Annotated in this window: 10 protein-coding genes and 2 pseudogenes; 6 read left to right on the forward strand and 6 right to left on the reverse strand. The window is 60.5% G+C overall.

What is annotated here, in order from left to right:
* Nucleotides 1-126: 126 nt before the first annotated feature.
* Nucleotides 127-1110, reverse strand: coding sequence for a TAXI family TRAP transporter solute-binding subunit (locus tag U4Y90_RS12675; RefSeq protein ID WP_321794915.1), 984 nt, complete (start codon nt 1108-1110; stop codon nt 127-129).
* Between the two features lie 312 nt (nt 1111-1422).
* Here U4Y90_RS12675 and U4Y90_RS12680 point away from each other — a divergent pair, with 312 nt between their 5' ends.
* On the forward strand, nt 1423-2079 hold the full coding sequence (locus U4Y90_RS12680; protein WP_321794916.1) for a helix-turn-helix domain-containing protein: 657 nt from the start codon (nt 1423-1425) through the stop codon (nt 2077-2079).
* A 151-nt stretch (nt 2080-2230) separates the two neighbouring features.
* On the opposite strand, the pseudogene U4Y90_RS12685 reads toward U4Y90_RS12680, so the two are convergent.
* Nucleotides 2231-2999, reverse strand: a pseudogene (locus U4Y90_RS12685) (IS30 family transposase); the annotation flags it as partial.
* Nucleotides 3000-3088: 89 nt separating this feature from the next.
* On the opposite strand from U4Y90_RS12685, the pseudogene U4Y90_RS12690 reads away from it, so the two are divergent.
* Nucleotides 3089-4167 (forward strand): annotated as a pseudogene (locus tag U4Y90_RS12690) (IS3 family transposase).
* 549 nt (nt 4168-4716) lie between these two features.
* Here U4Y90_RS12690 and U4Y90_RS12695 read toward each other — a convergent pair.
* Nucleotides 4717-6069 (reverse strand): ATP-binding protein, encoded by a 1353-nt coding sequence (locus tag U4Y90_RS12695; RefSeq protein ID WP_321794917.1) that lies wholly within the window; start codon nt 6067-6069, stop codon nt 4717-4719.
* The gene (locus tag U4Y90_RS12700; protein ID WP_321794918.1) at nt 6066-6785 is read right to left on the reverse strand and encodes a response regulator transcription factor; all 720 of its coding nucleotides are present in this window, start codon (nt 6783-6785) and stop codon (nt 6066-6068) included. Before U4Y90_RS12700 ends, U4Y90_RS12695 begins: the two co-directional genes overlap by 4 nt.
* Before the next feature lie 354 nt (nt 6786-7139).
* Here U4Y90_RS12700 and U4Y90_RS12705 point away from each other — a divergent pair, with 354 nt between their 5' ends.
* The 4 genes from U4Y90_RS12705 (at nt 7140) to U4Y90_RS12720 (ending at nt 13314) form a co-directional block, all read left to right on the forward strand.
* Nucleotides 7140-8333, forward strand: a complete 1194-nt coding sequence (locus U4Y90_RS12705; RefSeq protein WP_321794919.1) for an efflux RND transporter periplasmic adaptor subunit — start codon at nt 7140-7142, stop codon at nt 8331-8333.
* 6 nt (nt 8334-8339) lie between these two features.
* Nucleotides 8340-11477: an efflux RND transporter permease subunit gene (locus tag U4Y90_RS12710; protein ID WP_321794920.1), complete on the forward strand. Its 3138-nt coding sequence runs from the start codon at nt 8340-8342 to the stop codon at nt 11475-11477.
* Nucleotides 11470-12894 (forward strand): efflux transporter outer membrane subunit, encoded by a 1425-nt coding sequence (locus U4Y90_RS12715; RefSeq protein ID WP_321794921.1) that lies wholly within the window; start codon nt 11470-11472, stop codon nt 12892-12894. Before U4Y90_RS12710 ends, U4Y90_RS12715 begins: the two co-directional genes overlap by 8 nt.
* Nucleotides 12895-12993: 99 nt before the next feature.
* The gene (locus tag U4Y90_RS12720; RefSeq protein WP_321794922.1) at nt 12994-13314 is read left to right on the forward strand and encodes a hypothetical protein; all 321 of its coding nucleotides are present in this window, start codon (nt 12994-12996) and stop codon (nt 13312-13314) included.
* A 341-nt stretch (nt 13315-13655) separates the two neighbouring features.
* Here the strand turns inward: U4Y90_RS12720 and U4Y90_RS12725 are convergent, their stop codons facing one another.
* A complete protein-coding gene (locus tag U4Y90_RS12725) occupies nt 13656-15050 on the reverse strand; it encodes an aldehyde dehydrogenase family protein (protein WP_321794923.1) in 1395 nt (464 codons plus the stop codon).
* A gap of 62 nt (nt 15051-15112) precedes the next feature.
* Nucleotides 15113-17044, reverse strand: a complete 1932-nt coding sequence (locus U4Y90_RS12730; protein ID WP_321794924.1) for an acyl CoA:acetate/3-ketoacid CoA transferase — start codon at nt 17042-17044, stop codon at nt 15113-15115.
* Nucleotides 17045-17061: the final 17 nt, after the last annotated feature.

Below are 17061 nucleotides of genomic sequence, written 5' to 3' on the forward strand. Positions count from 1 at the left end.
GCCGCGCATGATTCACAGGCATTCATGAAGCCGCGAACCATCCAACATGCGGCCGCCGATTCTGCTCCAACGTCGGCCTTGAGGGTTACTACCGGTCGCAGTCGAGGAAAAAAACATGCCGAGAAGTTAGCGCATGTACCCGTGCTCGCGATAGTAGCGTTCTGCACCAGGGTGCAGCGGCGCCCCAAGACCGGTCCACATCACTTCAGGATTAATCGGATAAGTCATCGCGGCGATCTCAGGAGGCATATGTCGATACCTGCCTTCCAACTCCGCCCGCTCCTCAACCATGATCGATGTTACAAGGTAGGCCAGATCGTCATCCATGTCATCACGGACCAGGATCGCCCAGTTCGACCAATCGAGGCATGCGACATCTTCTGGTGTGCGCAGATAGCCCGCGGGCAGGACTGCAGGTCGTAACCCATATTTACGCGAGAGTTCTGCAAGTGCCTCTGGCTCGTAGGCCAAGAAGCGCATCGGCACTTTTTCGACGAGCTCGCGCCATTGAGGGACGACAATCGCCTCGTTGATTACCGCATTAGCCTCTCCGCTTGTAACGTACGGCACGCTAATTCTCGGATGATCATGCTCAAGCCACTTTCCGCCCCAAGCTTCGACTTCGATGCCGTGCTCCTCTAGCACTCGATCGATGGCCCACATCATCACATTGTCGTGCGTCCGAAATCCACTAGCGAGCTTTAGAGGAAATTTCCGGTCGCGCAAGTCTTTGAATGAAGTTATTCCTGTGTCCTCGCGAATCGCAAAAACCAACCGATCGTTTTGAGGTAGCCATCCCAAACTTCGGATCGACGGCGCCGGCCCAAAGTCAGCGAAGAAATTAGTTCCTGCGGTCGCCCATTCGGGCATTACGTCAAAAGGAGTGGTGATGGTGAGGTCGACTTCTTTAGAAACAAGGGCTCGAATATTATCAGCATAACCCGTTCCCGTTTTGATCCAAAAATCCGACCCCGGCTCTGACTGCCAACGCAGATGCGCCATGATCCATCCGGCAATTGCGTGAAAATTGGCGTTACCCCAATCCGCCATAATTTTGAAGTCAATCCGCGGGCCGGTGATTTTCCCTCGTGATTGCGTGTTTGTCGTCATGTCTCAAATTCTCCAGAGTTGTCTTAAGAGCGCCTCTTGTGCACCTGATCGCACCGGCTAGCGACAGTACCCACGATTCCACCAATGCTTGACTGACAGTATATACTTCCGGTCAAAATGCGCAACGGGTTTTACTATGAGAACCATTTACTAACGACCGTGCTATAAACGCCGAACTTGAGGGGGTTGACAGTGGCCACTAGCACGCCCACCATTCGGACCGCGCCCGACGCGAGAGGAGACCACGCTAGGTGGCTCAGCATTTGTTTACGGCCTGCGCGGTTCGGGCGAACACGGAATCTGGAGAACGAGTTGGTCACGCATCGAGCGAAGAATCTACGAGCCGAACAGAAGGAGATGACGCGCGAAAGTATTTTGGTCGCCGCGACCAAGCTCCTAGGTCAAAATGGTTATGCCGCCTTGCGAGTGGCGGCGGTAGCTCAGGAGGCCGGGGTCTCCCTTGGGGGCTTCCTTCACCATTTCCCGAGCAAAGAATCGCTGGTGGTCGCTGTACTGGAGCGACTGTCAGCCAACGTCACGCACTTGGTTGAATTGGATGCTGCGCAAGATAACCATGACGTAGACATTCTTCTCCTCATCTCGAAGAGCGCTCAACGCTTCTATGGAAGCCCAGAGTTCCTTATTTATCTCGATATATTCCTCTCCGTTCGCCACCATACGTTGGTTGGCGATGCCGCCATCGCGCTAGCAATATCTCAGCGTTCTGCCACTGAGGCACTGTGGCTACCTCATGTGACTGCCCGTGGGATCGACGGGAGAGAGGCCATCTTGCTCATCCGTACGATTTGGGGTCTCGCGCGTGGACTCGCAATATCGTCGCGGGTAGACGCGAATGCCGAACATCTCGCTATCATGACTTTAGTTACAGATGCGCTGAGGATGTCACACATGACGGCGGGACACAGCAGTTCAAAAAGCGGGAAATCCGCAATCGGTCGCCAGAAATAAAGGCGAACAAAATCGTTCCGATCCCTTAGGTAGCCCCCCGGGCAGTCATCGAGTGCACGCACACGGAGCATTGAAACATAAACGCCCAGTGACGCTTTCAATTGTTCACATTTCTTTTCTGCTCGTCCAGGGCTTCGGCAGGCGTCTTCCATCAAAGAGTTTTCCGGGGCGTTGTGTTGAACGTACTTGGAACGGCTTGAATCTCCCGAGCACCGCACCGCGACAGGTCTGTACCTTTTGGAAAGTGTCGTCGTATGAGGCCATTGGTGTTTTCATTCGTTCAACGCGGCCATGCGCTTTGCGGGTCGGCGAAGAACGCCTTCACGCCAGGCTCGATAGTCAAGCGGGCATGATCCGACGCCACGTTCCCGGGTCAATGATCGCCACAGTTCAACGGGCAGTTCAGTCACCGTTTTCTTAAGTGCGTTGACCATCGCAACGGCCCCATAGCCGGCTAGCGCGGGCCCGGCTATCGTGTGCGAAATTTGCCCAAGGCCTTTTTCGCGAGGTAGGTGCGCGAGCATCATGCAACAACTTGATCTTTCAACCAGCTTCCCTATGGAAGATCGGATCAGGCCAATGAGAAGGTCGCCTTCCGAATGGCCCGGCACAGCATGACCTTCCACCTCTGCAGGCCGACTGGCAATCATCGCCTCCTCGCTGACGTGCGCCCACGTCTTCGCACACGCTCTCGCACGGGTAGCGCGCAATGTGCCCGGTGCGCAGGCAGCCCATCAGCTCACACCTGAGCGCGCCGGGCCCTTGAATACAAAGCACTTGATAAATAGCTTCGTCAGAGATGCGTAGGATTGATCGTACGGTGAATTTACTTGCAATCGATTGGTAATTCGTTCAGGTGAACAGCCATGGACCTATCGTCGGTCACCGCGATGTGCGTTATTTTGCCCCTTGAACAGTGCTTAGAGGTGGCCGAGCTAATTCGGATAGCTTATTAAATGGAGTGGCCCGGGCCTGAGCCAGCGATAATGCGGGCAAAAGGAACACAGGAATGACGAAGAGAACCCGATGCACGCATTCAGCGTCGTTCAAAGAGAAAGTGGCCCTAGTGGCAGTCAAGGGCGAACGCACACTGCCCGAGCTGGCGCAGCAGTTCGATGTGCATTCGAACCAGATAACGGCGTGGAAGCGGCAGGTGCAAGGACTTGCCGCCGATGGGTTCGGCTAGGCTGGCGCGATATCGAACGAGCCGCTGGTAGACGTGACGACGTTGCACGCCAAGAGCGGACAGCTCACCCCGGAGTATGATCTTTCAAGCGGCGCGCTCAAAGGCGGGATTGCTGAGCGCAAAGCGATGATCGACCGTGGCCACGCGTTGCCGGTTTCGAAACAAGTCTGGCTTGTCGGTATCGCGAGATCGAGCGCGTAATACCGACCACAGCCGGTCAGCGAAGCCGCCCAATGTTGATGCGCCGAATCGACGAACTGCATCCGGGTTTCCGTTTGCTGGGGCACGGATCCTGGCGCCTTTCTGCGCCGGGAGAGTCACGAAGTCGGCCGCTGCCGCATGTGCACTCTCATGACGCGTATGGGTGTGGAGGCGCTGTATTGAAAGCCGAATACGAGCCGACGCCACGCATCTGACTGTACTTGCTGCGCGGTCTGAAGATCGACCGAGTCAATCACGCCTAGGCGTTCGACACGACCGACATTCCCATAGCGCGCGGCTTCGTGTAGCTGACGGCAGGGATGGACGAGGCGAGCCGCAAGGTACTCGGACACCAGGTCGCCATCACGCTGGGAGCGGTGCATGCCGTTGATGCGCTGGAAGAAGGGTTCACCCGTTACGGGCTGCCCGACTTCGGGAATATCGATCAAGGCAGCCAGTTCACGGCGGGCGCATTCACCGAAGCCGTGCTGGGCCGGGGGATCCGACTGTCGATGGATGGACAGGGATGCTGGCGCGACAGCTTGTTCGTCGAGCGAGTGTGGCGCAGCATCAAGAATGAGGAGTGTTAGCTCAAGGCCTGCGAGTCATTCAGCCAGGCCCGACGCTTCATCGGCGAATGCATCGATCTGTACACCCGGAAGCGGGCCCACTCGAACCTGGCGGATCAGACGCCGGCTTGAGGCATGCTTCGCGACGCTGCCGGCGATTGAATCGGCAGCATGATTGCCCCGGACGCGTTCCACTTAAAGATCGCAGAAAACTGTCCGAACGAGCGAGGCCACCTCTCCTGTGTTTCCAGGCGCGGCTCCTGCCGTGCCCTTTCTGAGGGCTACCGATTGCGCCACGCGCAATCGGTGCTGACCGAAACGCCCTGCATCCGGCGCATCGGCGGGACTGGACACTACTGTGCAGAAGCCGCGTACCATGGAATTAAACATAGGCGGCCTTTCAAGCATCAGATGCGGAAAAGAAGCATTCGCCAGTTTCCGACCTGTCCTGCGTGTTTCGGACAACAGCAGCCGTTCCCTGAGATGAGGCCTCGTCGATGTGCTTTCCGCCGCAGTAGGACGAAACGGCGGTGCAATGCGCCGACAACGTCGTCGATCATCTTCGCGGCAAATGTGCAGGGCTGCTCGTCGTCAATTCGCCAGAGGGTTGGCGTAGCGGGCATGAACTTAAGACTTGAGAGCGCCGCTTATCTTGACCATGTCTCGTCTACGTCTTTCCCGTTAGCGAGCTTTTCGTGCAGATGCAGTCGCAGCTTCAGTGACCAAAGGAAGCGCGACCCGCGCGATCAGTCCCGAAGGCTTTCGGTTGATCAGCGTGAGCGTGCCGCCATGCGCGCGAACGATATCGTCGACGATCGATAAACCGAGGCCGACGCTGCCCGGCCGTTTCCTACGCGCCGGGTCCAGCCGCACGAATGGCTCGACGACATCCTGCAAGCGATCGGCGGGAATGCCCGGTCCGTTGTCGATGACTTCGACCAACACTGTCCGTTCGATCGCGCCGGCCGTGACGAGCGTCTGCGTGCCGTAATGAATGGCATTTTCGAGGAGATTGGTCAGCAGCCGCTGGATGCTTTCCGGCCTGCAAAAAAACGGCAGATGATCGGGTCCTTCGTAGCGAATCTCAACGCCTGATTCCGCGTATTCATCGCATAGCGTTTCGAGCAGCGCGCCGAGATCCAGCCATTCCTTCGCTTCCGCGCCTGCATCGCTCGTCAGGAAAGCAAGCGCCGAACTCACCATTTTCTGCATGAGGTCGACGTCGCGTAGCAGCTTGGCGCGCTCGATCTCCTTTTTCTCTACATCGAGTTGCAGGCGCATGCGAGTGAGCGGCGTGCGCAGATCGTGACTGATCGCGGCAAGCATGCGCGTGCGGCTTTGCATCGACCTTGCAATGCGCTCCTGCATGCGATTGAACGCATGCGCGGCGCGCCTGATTTCGAGCGGGCCTTCCTCGACGATCGGCGCAACGGTGATGTCGCGGCCGAACGCATCGGCGTTTTCCGACAATCGTCGCAATGGACCGATCACACGCGACACCGCCCATGCCGAGAGCGCCGCCACGCCCACGCACAGGAACGCGAGCGCGGCGAAAAACGGAACGGTGAAGCGATCGGGCTCGCGCTCGTTACGATCGGTGCGAATCTCCAGCGTGCGATCGTCGAGCGGAATCAGCACCTGCAGATCATGCGTCGGGTCACGCGCATCGCACGTGCGCACCGTCAGACCCGCGTCGATGCGCAAGATCGACCTCAGCGCCGACTCCAGATCATGCGTATCGAGCGTCGAGCCGACGCATATCGAAGGCTTCCCGGTCAACTTCGCCATCAGATTCGAGCGCTGCCCCGCGCTCAGCACATGAGCACGTTCCGCATCCGGCATGGCCTTGAGCATGTCGACGAGCGCCACGATGCGGTACGACGTCTGCCAGGGCCACGGCGGATTCGGCGGCGCGCCCGGATAAAAGAGCAGCGCGATGAACAGCAGCAGCGTCGCCGCCGACGAACACGCGACGATCGCAAGGATTTGGCCGAGCGTCGTCGAGAAGACGCGCGGCATCAGACGAGGTCTCATCGAACCGTGACCTCGGGCTGGAACGCATAGCCGCCCGCGCGCATCGTGCGGATGGGATCGTCGAGCGGATCATCGCTTGCGAGCTTGCGGCGCAGCCTGCTGACGAGCAGATCGATCGAACGCGCCGCGATCGGGAAGTCCTTGCCGCGCGTGAGGCGGATGAGTTCCTCGCGTGACAGCACTTGCCGTGAATGCTGACACAGCGCGAGCAGGAGATCGGTTTCCGCGCCGGTCAGCGGGATGCGCAAGTTCGCAGGCGAGCGTAGATATCGCCGGTACGGAAAGAACGTGAAGCCCGAAAACGCCAGGACGAGTTCGGAACCCGATGCGCTCGTATCCGGCTCCGTAGCCTGCCCGCGCCGCAGCACGGTGCGGATGCGCGCAAGCAGCTCGCGCAGGTCGAAGGGCTTCGACACGTAGTCTTCCGCGCCGAGTTCGAGTCCCACGACTGCATCGGTCGGCTCGGACAATGCCGTCAGCATGATGATCGGCGGCCCGTTCGATGCGCGCACGCGCCGGCAGAAGCTGAGTCCGTCTTCGCCGGGCAGCATCACGTCGAGCAGGATGAGATCGAAGCGGCCGTTTTCGAGCACTTCGCGTCCCACTTCGGCGTCTTCGGCGACCTGAACGACGAACCCTTTGTCGCGCAGAAACTCCGCCAGCGATTCACTGATCTCCGGGTCGTCTTCGACAAGCAGCAGATGGGATACGCTCAATTTTTTGCCTGCTCTCCAATTCGACGGGACGCGTTCGCGCCGATTCCCAGCGCGACTTCGATGCGCTAGATTCTCCAACAAAAACCGCCCGCTGAATCATGTCAATTTAGACACAATGTGTGAATATGGCTATAAATCAATGACTTAATTGATTTAAGCGCGGCCTGCGCTTATCGTTGGGGCTCTCGGCAATTCTTCGCGCTGCTTCCGTCGAGCGACGCTTTCAGTTCGCGTCGCGACATCCTCTTCCTCGTTTCTGAACCGCCCTCGGCTCGTCCGATGCACGGCGGCGGGGATCGCATTCCTCGATGAAACGAGGAACGCCGGCGCGATGCCAGCCCTTCCACGTTCGACATGCCAGACAACGATTACGCTTTCAACCCGCCGTTTGCTTATCCCCCGCTCGCACGACTGCTCGCGTTCGTCACCGCCGCCGCTTTCACGCTGTCCGCGTGCGGCGAAAAATCCGCCGCTGCGGACGCGCCGCCCGCAGCGAAGCCGCCCGAAGTCAGCGTGATGACCTTGCAGGCGCAGCACATCGACATCCTGGACGATCTGTCCGGCCGCCTCTCGTCGGTCGAAGTCGCCGACGTGCGTCCGCAAGTGGACGGCATCGTGACGAAGCGGTTCTTCGTCGAAGGCTCGTCCGTCACGGCCGGCCAGCCGCTCTATCAACTCGATGCGGCCAGCTACCAGGCCGCCTGCGACACCGCGCTCGGCACGCTGCAAAAAGCGATCGCCACCTCGAAGGCCGCGGATGTCACCGCGAAGCGCTATCAGGAACTGTTCAAGATCAAGAGCGTGAGCGCGCAGGACGTGGAGAACTACGCCGCCGCCGCCGACGAAGCCCACGCCGATATCGTCACGGATCGCGGCGCGCTGGAAACCGCGCGCGTGAATCTCGCGCGCACGCGCATCGTTGCGCCGATCAGCGGCAAGATCGGCAAGTCGGCGGTGACGGTCGGCGCGCTCGTCACGTCGGGGCAATCCACGGCGCTCACGACCATCCAGTCGATGGACACGCTCTATCTCGACGTCACCCGTTCCAGCACCGAGGCGCTGCGGCTTTCGAAGGCCATCGCGTCCGGCGTGCTGCAACCCGGCGCGAGCAAGGTCACGGTGCGGACCGAAGACGGCGCGACCTACGCGCATGCGGGCACGCTGCTGTTCTCCGACGTCACGGTCGATCAGACCACCGGTTCGATCACGCTGCGCGCGTCGATTCCCAATCCCGAGCACCAGCTTTTGCCCGGCATGTTCGTGCAGGCGCAACTCGACGAAGGCGAGCAGGACGCCATTCTGGTGCCGCAGACGCTCGTCAGTCGCGGCGCGGGCGGCGTCTCCACGGTGCTCGTGGTGAACGCGCAGAACGTCATCGAAAGCCGCAAGGTCAGCGCCGACACCGCGCACGGCGACAACTGGATCGTCACGAGCGGCCTGCGCGCGGGCGAGCGCATCGCCGCCGACAATCTGCAAACGGTCAGCGCGGGCATGAAGGTCTCGCCCGTCGCGCGTGATGCGGACGCAAAGCTCGCCAAGGGAGACTGACCGCCGATGCTCTCCCGCTTCTTCATCCACCGGCCCGTGCTCGCATGGGTCATCGCCATCGTCGTGATGCTGGTCGGCGCGCTGTCGATCCGCACGCTCGCCGTCGAGCAATATCCGAGCGTCGCGCCGCCGTCGATCCGCATCACCGCGACCTATCCGGGCGCCTCCGCCGATACCCTCGCCACCACGGTCACGCAGGTGATCGAGCAGGACATGACGGGGATCGACAATCTGATGTACATGTCCTCGACCAGCAGTTCGGCGGGCACCGCGACCATCACGCTCACCTTCAAGTCGGGCACCAACGCGGATGTCGCCGCGATGCAGGTGCAGAACAAGGTGCAGGAAGCGAATGCGTCGCTGCCGAGCGCCGTTCAGCAACAGGGCATTCAGGTCAGCAAGACCTCGGGCAACATCCTGATGGTCGTGTCGGTGACGTCCACCGATGGCCGTTTGAACACCGTCGATCTGGGCAACCTGCTGGCGACGCGCGTGCAGGATTCGCTCACGCAGATCAGCGGCGTCGGCCAGGTGACGCTCTTCAGCGCCCAGCACTCGATGCGCGTCTGGCTCGACCCCGTCAAGCTGCGCAGCGTGGGCTTGATGCCGAGCGACGTCACCACCGCCATCGACAATCAGAACGCGCAGCTCTCGGTCGGACAGATCGGCGGCGCGCCGCAGACGAAGACGCAAGCCATCAACGCGACCATCGTCACGCGCGGCTTCCTCAAGACTTCCGATGAGTTCGCCAATATTCTTTTGCGCGTGAATCAGGACGGTTCGCGCGTGTATCTGAAGGACGTCGGCACGGTCGAAGTCGGCGGCGACTCCTACGACATGACTTCGCGTCTGAACGGCAAGCCCGCCGCGGCAATGGGCATCATGCTCGCGAGCGGCGCGAACGCGCTATCGGTCGCCAAGGCGGTGCGCGCGCAACTCGCCGTATTGCAGAAGCAGATGCCGGGCGGCGTGGAGCTCAGCGTGCCGCACGACACGACGCCGTTCGTTTCCGCATCCATCTCCGAGGTCATCACGACGCTGTTCGAAGCCGTCGTGCTGGTATTCCTCGTGATGTATCTGTTCCTCGGCAATCTGCGCGCGACGCTCATTCCAACCATCGTCGTGCCGGTCGCGCTGCTCGGCACCTTCGCGCTGATCGCCGCGGCCGGCTTCACGATCAACGTGTTGTCGCTGTTCGCGCTGGTGCTGGCCATCGGTCTTTTGGTGGATGACGCCATCGTCGTGGTCGAGAACGTCGAGCGTCTGCTGAGCGAGGGCATGAGTCCGCTCGATGCCACCATCAAGGCGATGGGCGAGATCGGCGGCGCGCTGATCGGCGTCACCGCCGTGCTGACCGCCGTGTTCATTCCGATGGCGTTCATGTCGGGCTCGACGGGCGAAATCTACCGCCAGTTCTCGCTCACGATCACATCGGCGATGGTGCTTTCGGTGCTGCTCGCGCTGACGCTCACGCCCGCCCTGTGCGCGACGCTGCTGCGTCCGGTCGATCCGCAACATCAGCGACGCGGTTTCTTCGCGTGGTTCGAGCGCAAGTTCGAAGGCGGCACGCGCCGTTACGAGCGCGTGGTGACGCGTCTGGTCGCGCGTCCGCTGCGCTGGATGGCCGCGTATGTCGCGATCTGCGGCGTGGCCGCGTTGCTGTACTGGCAGCTTCCTTCGTCGTTCCTGCCGGACGAGGATCAGGGCACGCTGATGACCATCATCAATCTGCCGGCCGGCAGTTCGAGCGTGCAGGCGAACGTGGTCGAGAAGCAGGTCGAGTCCTGGTTCATGGGGCTATCCGATGTCGAAAACGTCGTCATGCTGGACGGCTTCAGCGTGTCGGGCAGCGGCCAGAACATGGCGATGGCCATGGTCAAACTCAAGGACTGGAAGCAACGCACGAAGAAGGGACAGTCGGCGGCCGAGATCGTCGCTGCCGCGAATGCGCACTTTCGCACCTTGCGCGCCGGGCAGGTCTTCGTGATGAATCCGCCCGCGGTTCAGGGCCTCGGCAGTTACAGCGGTGTCGATTTCGAACTCAAGGACATGGCGGGCCTCGGCCACGACCAGCTTCTCGCCGCGAGGAACAAGCTGTTGGGTCTCGCCTCGAAGGACGCGAAGATCGCCGGCATGCGCCCCGCCGGCATGGCCGACGTGCCTCAGTATGCGGTCGATATCGATTATCTGAAGGCATCGGCGCTCGGCGTGAGCGCATCCAGCATCAACGGCACGCTCCAGACCGCGTTCGGTTCGACTTACGTGAACAACTACGTCGACACGGGACGCATTCAGAAGGTCTACCTGCAGGCGCTGCCGCAGTACCGCATGATGCCGTCCGATATCGGCAAGTGGTTCGTCACGTCGAGCAACAGCACTTCGAGCACGACCAGCTACGACGGTCAGATGGTGCCGTTCTCCGCCTTCGCGTCGGGCCGCTGGACGACCGGCTCACCACAGGTCGAACGGTACAACCGCAGCCTTGCCATGGAGATGACGGCGCAGAGTCCTGCAGGCGTCAGCAGCGGCGACACGATGAACGCGATCGAATCGCTCGTCGCCCAGTTGCCGCAGGGCATTTCGATGGAATGGACCGGTCAGTCCTATCAGGAAAAACTCGCTGGCTCACAAGCGACGTATCTCTATGCGTTGTCGCTGATCGTCGTGTTTCTCTGTCTCGCCGGCCTCTACGAAAGCTGGTCCGCGCCTTTCTCCGTGATTCTCGTCGTGCCGCTCGGTATCGTGGGCGCGCTCGTCGCGGCGCATCTGCGCGGCTTCACCGACGACATCTATTTCAAGGTCGGCTTGCTCACGACCATCGGGCTTGCGACCAAGAACGCGATTCTGATCGTCGAGTATGCGAAGTCGCTGCACGAACGCGGTCATGGCGTGCGTCAGGCGGCCATCGAAGCGGCGCACTTGCGCTTGCGCCCGATCGTGATGACATCGCTTGCGTTCGGCTTCGGCGTGCTGCCGATGGCGTTCGCGAGCGGCGCCGGCGCGTCCAGTCGCGAGAGCCTCGGCAACGGCGTGCTAGGCGGCGTGATCGCCGCGACCTTGCTCGCCATCGTCTTCGTGCCCGTATTTTTCGTGCTGATTCGGGGCATCGGACAAAAGAAGAAAAAAGGGGCCGCTCATGAATAAGCGCTTCGCTATCGGCCGCATCGTCGCGGCGACGCTCACTGTTTTCGCGCTTGGCGCGTGCACGCTGGAACCTCACTACGAGCGCCCCGCCGCACCGATGCCCGCGTCCTATCCGCAGTATGAGTCGACGAGTGCGCAGGCACCGGTTGCCGACTTGCTCGCCGATTGGCGCGCGTTCGTACAGGATTCGTATTTGCGGCAGTTGATCGAGCTTGCGCTGAATAACAATCGCGACTTGCGGCAAGCTGCACTGAAGGTCGCGCAATATGAGGCGGAATATCGGATCGTCCGTGCCGGGCTGGGGCCGTCGATCACGGCGAGCGGGACGCATAGCGTCTCGCACCAGTCTGGCACGACCACGAAGTCCAGCAGTCTCGAACTCGGCACGAGCGCGTGGGAAATCGACTTCTTCGGCCGAATCCGCAGCCTGAAGGATCAGGCGCTCGAGCAATATCTGTCGACGGACGCCGCACGCCGCAGCACGCAGATCAGCCTGATCTCGACCACGGCGAGCGAGTATCTGACGTGGCTGTCGGATCGCGCATTGCTCGGCGTGACCGAACGCACGGTGGCTTCGTATCGCGATACGTACGAGACGACGCTGCGCGCCGCGAACCTCGGCAGCGGCTCGATGGAAGACGTGCAGTCCGCGCGCACATCGCTGACGAGCGCGATGTCGAGTCTCGCCGCGTATCGGCGCGCGGTCGAGCAGGACCGCAACAATCTGATCGCGGTGATCGGCTGTCCGCTGCCGGACGGCTTCCCCGACGATCGCGCCTTGCCCGACGAATCGCTCTTCGCCACGGTGCCCGAGGGTCTTCCTTCGACGCTGCTGACCGAGCGGCCCGACATCATCGAGGCCGAGCACACGCTGAAGTCGGCCAATGCGTACGTGGGCGCGGCGCGCGCGGCATTCTTTCCGAGCGTCTCGCTGACGGCGACGGGCGGCGTCGCGAGCAGCGGACTGTCTTCCCTGTTCAAGGCGGGTTCCGGCGCATGGGCCTTCGCCCCGTCGATCAGCGTGCCGGTGTTCGAATTCGGCAGCCTGCGCGCCACGCTCCACGCGGCGGAGATCTCGAAGAACATCTACATCGCGGCGTACGAGGGCACGATCCAGACGGCCTTCAAGGAAGTGTCCAACGCGCTCGTGGCACGCGCCACGTACGTCGATCAAACCGCCGCCGATGCGCAGTACGTCGATGCCGCGCAGCAGTACTACGACATCGCCAATTCGCGCTATCGCGGCGGTCTGGACAGCTTTCTGACCTTGCTGACCGCGCAACGCACGCTCTTCAGCGCGCAGACGCAGCTCGTGACGGACCGGGCAGCGCAACAGACCAACATGGTGACGCTGTACACCGCGCTGGGCGGCGGCTGGCGCAAGGATACCGAAGTGGCGGCGATGGCTGCGAAATAGGATCGGGTGAGCGGGCAACGTATCGTAAGAGCAGGGTAACGCAACGCGCGCCGCCTTTTCCTAGACTGTGCGTCTTTCGATAACCGGCTTCGAACGCATATGCGCCCGGCACTCACCATCGATTCACTCGCGGACTTCCGGCTCAGCGAAGCCGGCGGCTATCTCGTCGTCGATGCGCGCTCAGCCGCTTCCATCGCGCTGCATTGCTCGGTCATGCACGAATGTCTCGCGGCGCTCGCTCATGCCATCGCTCGATCGGAAAGCATCCGCAACACGAACCCTGCGACCAAATTCACCACGCACAGCGCGGGCTGGGAAGTCGCGCTCGATGCACACGGCACCGGCGCGCTGATCGTCTCCTTCACTCTTCAGGGCGGCACGCAAGTGCCTGCAAGCCATATGTTTCCTCCGCCGCTATGAAAGCTCGTGGAATCGTTAATTCGAAATCGAAATTGATCAACCAAAACTTTGCTACCAGTTCTAACTCTTTAAGTATCACTCGCGCGTCAGTTATAACCGAGAATTGCAGCCGATTGCACGTCGGGCCGATCCATTACGTGGTCAACCAGCGATGCAAGAGGGCCCTCAAGTAACCTCGTATAGCTGTTTGTAGGGCGACTTCTATTGAACCGGTTAGCAATCGTGCGACAAGCATGAGTCGATGGCGTGATTTCGCCACACGAGATCGGAGAGATGTGAGCTTTCATGTATGAACTGACTCCCATTGAAGATTGACGCATTGAAATCGATTTATTGGTGGACTAAGTTCGGTCGAACCAGACGGTTTGTGCATTCATAAATTCCCGCAGACCAAAATGCGACAGTTCCCGGCCAAAGCCGCTCTTCTTGATTCCGCCAATGGGTACGCGCGGATCGGTTGCCGAAAAACCGTTCACGAAGACTCCTCCCGACTGAATTTCACGGGCGAATGCCTTCGCATTGCCTTCGTTGCCGGTCCAGATCGCACCGCTCAGTCCAAACTCGCTCGCGTTCGCGAGTTCGATCGCATGTGCCGCACTGTCGGCCGAGATAAGGGAAGCGACTGGTCCGAAGGTCTCCTGCTCAAACGTGACCATGCCAGGAACGACTTCCGACAAGATCGTAGGCGCATAGAAGTTTCCGGGTCCATCGAGCTTGGCGCCGCCCATCAAAACCAAGGCACCACTTTCGACGGTGGCCTGAACCTGACTTTCGAGTTCGTCCCGTAAGTCGTAGCGCGCCATCGGTCCAAAGTAGTTGTCAGGTTCCTCAGGATCGCCGGTCTTGAGCGCTTGAACTGCTGCAACAAATCGCTCCGTGAACTCTTGCTTAATCGGTCTTTCGAGGATGATGCGCTTGGCCGCGACGCATACTTGACCCGTGTTTTGAAACCGACCAACCACTGCTGCACGAACAGCGCCTTCCAGGTCAGCATCAGCCAACACAATAAACGGATCCGAACCGCCCAACTCCAGCACCGACTTTTTAAGCGCGGCACCGGCTTGAGCTGCGATCGCTGAACCCGCACGAACGCTGCCTGTAACCGTGACTGCTGCGATCCGTCGATCGCTGATCGCCTTCGAGACGAGTTCGTTAGGTACGTTCGCTACCGAGAAAACACCGTCCGGTAAGCCAGCCTCCGCCCACATCTCCTTGAGCAGGTACGCACACCCCATCACGTTGGGCGCGTGTTTCAGTACATAGGCGTTGCCGGCCAGAATGATGGGTATCGCGCCCCGCATGACCTGCCAGTAGGGGAAGTTCCAAGGCATCACTGCAAGGACACCACCGATAGGAAGATACGAGACATACGCCTTATCGTTCTCAATCGACGTTCGTTCGTCGACTAGCATTGCCGGTCCGTGCTCGGCGTACCAATCACAAACCGCCGCGCATTTCTCAACTTCCGCCCGCGACTGTGTAATGGGCTTTCCCATTTCGCGAGTCGCCATAAGTGCAAGCTGTTCAAGGTTTTGACGGAGTGCCGAGGCCATGTTCGACAGGACTTGCGCGCGGGCGTCCGGCCCGCTTGCGGCCCACTGCGCGAAACCCGCCTCCATCAATCGAAGCGACCGGTTCAGGTCGGCCTCATGTTCGTAGGGGTATCGATGAAGTTCTTCACCCGTTGCCGGATTGACCGAAACCGCTGCCTCTTGCTGATTGCCCGCGTACGCCATGTTTGAATCTCCAATGCTCGAAATACGAGAGGTACTGTCCGCGAAGAATTCCTGCGAGGGGTTTATCGCGTGCGGAGGAATTCAGTCGCTTCGGCATGCGTTTCGAAGACGTGCGCCGCAGCGTTACGTGAGAACAGCGCTTCGCCCAACTTCATCCGCATGAAGGCGCTGGTGGTGTAGCGTGTGGTGGTCGTGTAATGCCTGGCTTGAAGATCCGCGACCATCTCGAAGTATGCGTCGGCGATTGCTTCGTCGAGTCGGAAGCCGTCGTAGTTGACGATCAGCGCTACTCTCCGTCCGACTTTGGTGCAGAGCGCATCGAAGACGCGCCTCACGCACTCGATGTCATCTTCGCTGCGAATTGCCATCCCCTCGAAGTTGGCAAACAAAATGTTGCGTTCCTCGTCATAGCTGAGGCGGTCGGTCAGCTGCAGATCCTGCAGAACTGCAGCCAGGCCCATCGGCTTCGGGCGGTACATTCGAGGGTCCATCAGCGATACCTCGCCGATGATGGGTCGAAACGCCATGTGCGCGAGCACATCGCGTTCAATGTTGATGCCCGGTGCGACCTCGATCAACTGCAGGCCTTCGGGTTGCAGCCTGAATACGCACCGCTCGGTGACGTAATGCACCGACTGCCCCTTTGCGGCTGCCAGCGGGCCGCTGAACGTGACTTGCTCGACTACTTCGACAAACTTGCGGGTTCGACCTTCGGTCACGATTCGCATCTGACCGCCTTCGACGGCAGTGGCGATCCCGCCGGCGGTAAAGGTTCCGGCGAATACAAGCCGACGAGCGTTTTGACTGATGTTAATGAATCCACCCGAACCAGCGAGACGAGATCCGAAGCGGCTGACGTTCACATTACCCAGGCGATCTATTTCGGCCATGCCCAGACACGCGAGGTCGAGCCCGCCACCGTCGTAGAAGTCGAACTGCTGGTTTTGATGCAACAACGCCTGCGTATTGATGCCCGCACCGAAGTCGAGGCCGCCTTGCGGCATGCCGCCTATCACGCCGGGTTCCGCCGTCAAGGTTAAATGGTCGAGGACGCGCTCTTCGGCGGCGACCGCCGCCACTGCTTCAGGCATGCCGATGCCCAGATTAATCACCCCGCCCAGTGGCAACTCGAAAGCGCAGCGCCGCGCAATCAGCTTTCTCTCGTCGAGTGCCAATGCGGGAATCTTGTTGACTGGAACGCGGAATTCGCCCGAGTACGCCGCGTTGTAGTCCGTGGCGTATGTCTGCTTATGGGACGCAGGTGCGGCGACCACCACGCAATCGACCAGGACGCCGGGAACGACTACACTGCGCGCATCAAGCGAACCACTCGATGCAATGCGTTCCACCTGTGCGATCACCAGGCCGTTCGCATTTCGGGCAGCCATGGCGGCGGCCTGAGCGTCGAGCATCAGTGCCTCGCGCTCCATGGTGATGTTGCCTTCGGCGTCGGCCGTCGTACCGCGGATCAACGCGACGTTGATGGGAAACGCCTTGTAGAACAGCCATTCCTCGCCGTCAATCTCCATGACCCGCACGAGGTCTTCGGTTGTTCGCGCGTTGATCTTCCCACCGTTCTGCCGTGGATCGACGAACGTGCCGAGTCCGACTTTCGTGAGCGTGCCGGCGCGATGGGCGGCAGAGTCCCGATAGAGGTGGGAGATGGTTCCTAGAGGGAGGTTGTAGGCCTGAATGCGATTATCGGTCGCCAGCTTTCCGAGTTTCGGCACGAGAGACCAATGGCCCCCTATCGCACGTTGGACGAGTCCCTCGTAAGCGAGCCGATTCAGCCCCTGATCTTTGCCGTCACCGGGTGCCGCTGCAAAGACGAGTGTGAGGTCTCGCGGCCCCTCAGTTTCGACAAAGCGTCTCTCGAGCGCCGCAATAAGTTCCTCGGGCGTACCGATGCCGACGAACCCTGAGCAACTCACGACGTCGCCATCGCGTATCAATGCGATGGCCTCATCAGCAGTAACGACTTTGTCTTGAATCATGGCAGTCTCGGGTTCGC

It is taken from the genome of Caballeronia sp. J97 (assembly GCF_905220305.1).
Lineage (GTDB): Bacteria > Pseudomonadota > Gammaproteobacteria > Burkholderiales > Burkholderiaceae > Caballeronia.

Bases quoted from the DNA above. Each gene is read 5' to 3' on its own strand.
- U4Y90_RS12720 (WP_321794922.1), top strand. From the start codon at position 12,994: ATGCGCCCGGCACTCACCATCGATTCACTCGCGGACTTCCGGCTCAGC.
- U4Y90_RS12695 (WP_321794917.1), bottom strand. From the start codon at position 6,069: ATGAGACCTCGTCTGATGCCGCGCGTCTTCTCGACGACGCTCGGCCAA.
- U4Y90_RS12730 (WP_321794924.1), bottom strand. From the start codon at position 17,044: ATGATTCAAGACAAAGTCGTTACTGCTGATGAGGCCATCGCATTGATA.
- U4Y90_RS12675 (WP_321794915.1), bottom strand. From the start codon at position 1,110: ATGACGACAAACACGCAATCACGAGGGAAAATCACCGGCCCGCGGATT.
- U4Y90_RS12725 (WP_321794923.1), bottom strand. From the start codon at position 15,050: ATGGCGTACGCGGGCAATCAGCAAGAGGCAGCGGTTTCGGTCAATCCG.
- U4Y90_RS12715 (WP_321794921.1), top strand. From the start codon at position 11,470: ATGAATAAGCGCTTCGCTATCGGCCGCATCGTCGCGGCGACGCTCACT.
- U4Y90_RS12705 (WP_321794919.1), top strand. From the start codon at position 7,140: ATGCCAGACAACGATTACGCTTTCAACCCGCCGTTTGCTTATCCCCCG.
- U4Y90_RS12710 (WP_321794920.1), top strand. From the start codon at position 8,340: ATGCTCTCCCGCTTCTTCATCCACCGGCCCGTGCTCGCATGGGTCATC.